This window comes from Actinomycetota bacterium, from assembly GCA_030017835.1.
Taxonomy (GTDB): domain Bacteria; phylum Actinomycetota; class Aquicultoria; order UBA3085; family Oleimmundimicrobiaceae; genus Yes70-04.
The window spans coordinates 1-2,380 of record JASEGU010000054.1 but is presented as its reverse complement, the minus strand read 5'-3'; the positions used below and the strand labels follow the sequence as shown (position 1 = coordinate 2,380).

Annotated in this window: 5 protein-coding genes; 1 reads left to right on the top strand and 4 read right to left on the bottom strand. The window is 47.9% G+C overall.

Annotated features, from left to right (window positions below; translation table 11 throughout):
- The first annotated feature begins 150 nt into the window (after positions 1-150).
- Positions 151-402, top strand: a complete 252-nt coding sequence (locus QMD53_07075) for a hypothetical protein (protein ID MDI6800398.1) — start codon at positions 151-153, stop codon at positions 400-402.
- An 87-nt stretch (positions 403-489) separates the two neighbouring features.
- Here QMD53_07075 and QMD53_07070 read toward each other — a convergent pair whose 3' ends face one another.
- From QMD53_07070 to QMD53_07055, 4 genes are all read right to left on the bottom strand, one after another.
- Positions 490-1,434, bottom strand: coding sequence for a permease (locus QMD53_07070; GenBank protein MDI6800397.1), 945 nt, complete (start codon positions 1,432-1,434; stop codon positions 490-492).
- 5 nt (positions 1,435-1,439) lie between these two features.
- Positions 1,440-1,616, bottom strand: coding sequence for a hypothetical protein (locus tag QMD53_07065; protein MDI6800396.1), 177 nt, complete (start codon positions 1,614-1,616; stop codon positions 1,440-1,442).
- 27 nt (positions 1,617-1,643) lie between these two features.
- Complete coding sequence (locus QMD53_07060; protein ID MDI6800395.1) at positions 1,644-1,991, bottom strand: metalloregulator ArsR/SmtB family transcription factor; 348 nt, start codon at positions 1,989-1,991, stop codon at positions 1,644-1,646.
- Positions 1,992-2,076: 85 nt separating this feature from the next.
- Positions 2,077-2,380: GNAT family N-acetyltransferase (locus QMD53_07055; GenBank protein MDI6800394.1), on the bottom strand; the 304-nt coding region annotated here is incomplete at its 5' end.

The following is a 2,380-nucleotide window of genomic DNA, read 5'->3' as shown; positions in this document are numbered from 1 at the left end:
TTACAGGTTGCCATTCACTCTTAGCTACTAGTTCAAGCTGGTGGGCTCATATCCCTTTACCAAAATATCCCAAATAACATAGTTGCGCTTTTGGTCTTAAGCAATCGGGCCAGCATGTGCCGGTAATAAATAAGATGAAAGAGGATTATCGTGGTCGAACTTGGGGTTCTTTGGACCGCCCACTTTGCCACAACTACAGGAGTTCCCGGAACAGGCATAATCGTCTTTAGTGAAGGAAATCTTTATGGTGGCGACGAAAGACATTACTACTTTGGCAAATATAAGACATTGCCCAATCAATCTTTAGAAGCCGACCTAAAAATAGTGCATCATTACGGTCCCCGTGATACGGTTTTTGGCGATGAAAAGCAATATTCCCTTAAATTTAGGGGAAAATATTAGGAAAAATTTGCCAAACTTGAGGGGTGCCTTAATGAGAGGACCCCTTTCAAAAAATATCTGTGGCACTGACCAGAAGAGTTGCGTCTACTACACCAACGCCCTCTGCAGAAAATTAAACATGTAGCCGGTGAAGATCATGGCCACTGTGGTTATGGCAAAGAATATCGAGATCATCTTAAGCTTCATAGCTCTTCTCAGCACAACCGCCTGGGGCAAGCTCAAAGCCGAGACGGCCATCATGAAGGATAAGGCCGTGCCGAGCGGAATCCCCTTCTGAAATAGAACGACGGCAATGGGCACGATGGCCGCGCAACTTCCATACATCGGCACCCCGATAAGGACCGCAATAGGCACCGAAAAGATACCTGTCCTGCTGATCAAGAGCTGAATCGCCTCATCGGGCACGAAATTGTGGATAAGGGCTCCGATCCCGACACCAAAGAGAACCCAGAGCCAGACCTTGGCCGTTATATCCTTGGCCTCACTTAGACCAAATTTGGCTCGGCTAGCAAAGTTTGGGTATTCTTCAGCCCTAAAACAGGATTCATCACTCCTCTTGGCCGCAAAGTCTGACACCAATTCTTCCTCTAGGTTCATCCGGCCCAAGGCCGATCCGGCAACCGTCCCGATCAAAAGACCGCTTACCACGTAAGCTACGGTTATCTTGAAATCAAAGAAACCGAGCATCAGGATGACCAGATACTCGTTTATAATCGGCGAGGTTATGAGGAAAGAGAATGTCACCCCAAGCGGCACTCCGGCCTCCAAAAAGCCCAAAAATATCGGGATCGAAGAGCAGGAACAAAAGGGAGTTATTGCCCCAAATAGGGAGGCGAAGAAGTTTCCGGCAAGCCCCCTTCTGTTCATCCAGCTTTTCAGCTTATCCTGGGGAAGATAGGTGCGGACAAAGCCAATGATCGAGATGAGCACAAAGAGCAGAAAGAGTATCTTTATTGAATCATAGAGAAAAAAGCTGGCGATCTCGGCGGCCTTGGCCTTAAGTCCAAATATATCATTAACAAGCCATTCCACCAGCTTTAACAGCATTTATTATCCTTGTCGTCATTTTGATCTTTTGGATCATCTAAGCAACCAGATGAGCAGCAGCAGGAGCAATCGCTTGCCTTCTCCTCAAGCTTCTTATCCATCTTGCCTATCAATTTGGAAAGGAAACCCTCCTTCTTGGTTGACGCAGTTTCGTTCTCTTTTGCCATTTCGTCCTCCTTGTAGTGTTGGTGGTTTTATTCGGGCAAATCTCTACAGCTATGAAATCTGTCGAATTTTTCAAGCCTCAAAAGATCGCCCTTGGCAAGCTCGCTCTGCTTAAGCCACTCTCTGACGTAGCTCAAAACGGGCTTGTGCTCCTCCCTTAGGCCAAGCAAGAAATAGTTGGTCCAGTGGCCGTCCTGCTCATCACCAATGAGACCAACCTCCTTCATCCGCTTCAGATGGCGCGAGACAGCCGGCTGAGTGACCCCAAGAGCAAATGCCAACTCGCAGACGCACATCTTGCGCTCGCTTAGGAGTGCGAATATTCTGAGCCTATTCACATCAGATAAGGTCTTGAACAGTTTTGCTAGCTCATCCATAATTTAAATAACCATCCTGTTATATAATAACCGCGTGAGTTTGCCTTGTCAATTTGTCCGATTGGAAGGTCTACTAAGTACTGTTTTAAGTGGAGATGCGGCGACCTTTGAGGTTTAATCTCGATAGCGGAGCGACCATTACGATGGCGTCCTCGCCGCCCTCATCGTAATATCCCTCGATGATGAAGGATGGTGTAAACCCGAGCTTACTATAGAATTTGAAGGCGACGTCATTCGACCTTCTGAGCTCCAAGGTGAAAGAGGTTGCGCCCCTCTCTTTGGATCGCTCAAAAAGTCTTGAGAGGATGGCGGTGCCGACTCCCCTCCTTCGGAAGTCCTCCTTTACGGCAATGCTGGTTATGTGGGCGGCGCTGCCCTCCAGGGCAGCG

Coding starts and splice junctions, on each gene's coding strand:
- QMD53_07060 (MDI6800395.1), bottom strand. CDS start 1,991: ATGGATGAGCTAGCAAAACTGTTCAAGACCTTATCTGATGTGAATAGG.
- QMD53_07065 (MDI6800396.1), bottom strand. CDS start 1,616: ATGGCAAAAGAGAACGAAACTGCGTCAACCAAGAAGGAGGGTTTCCTT.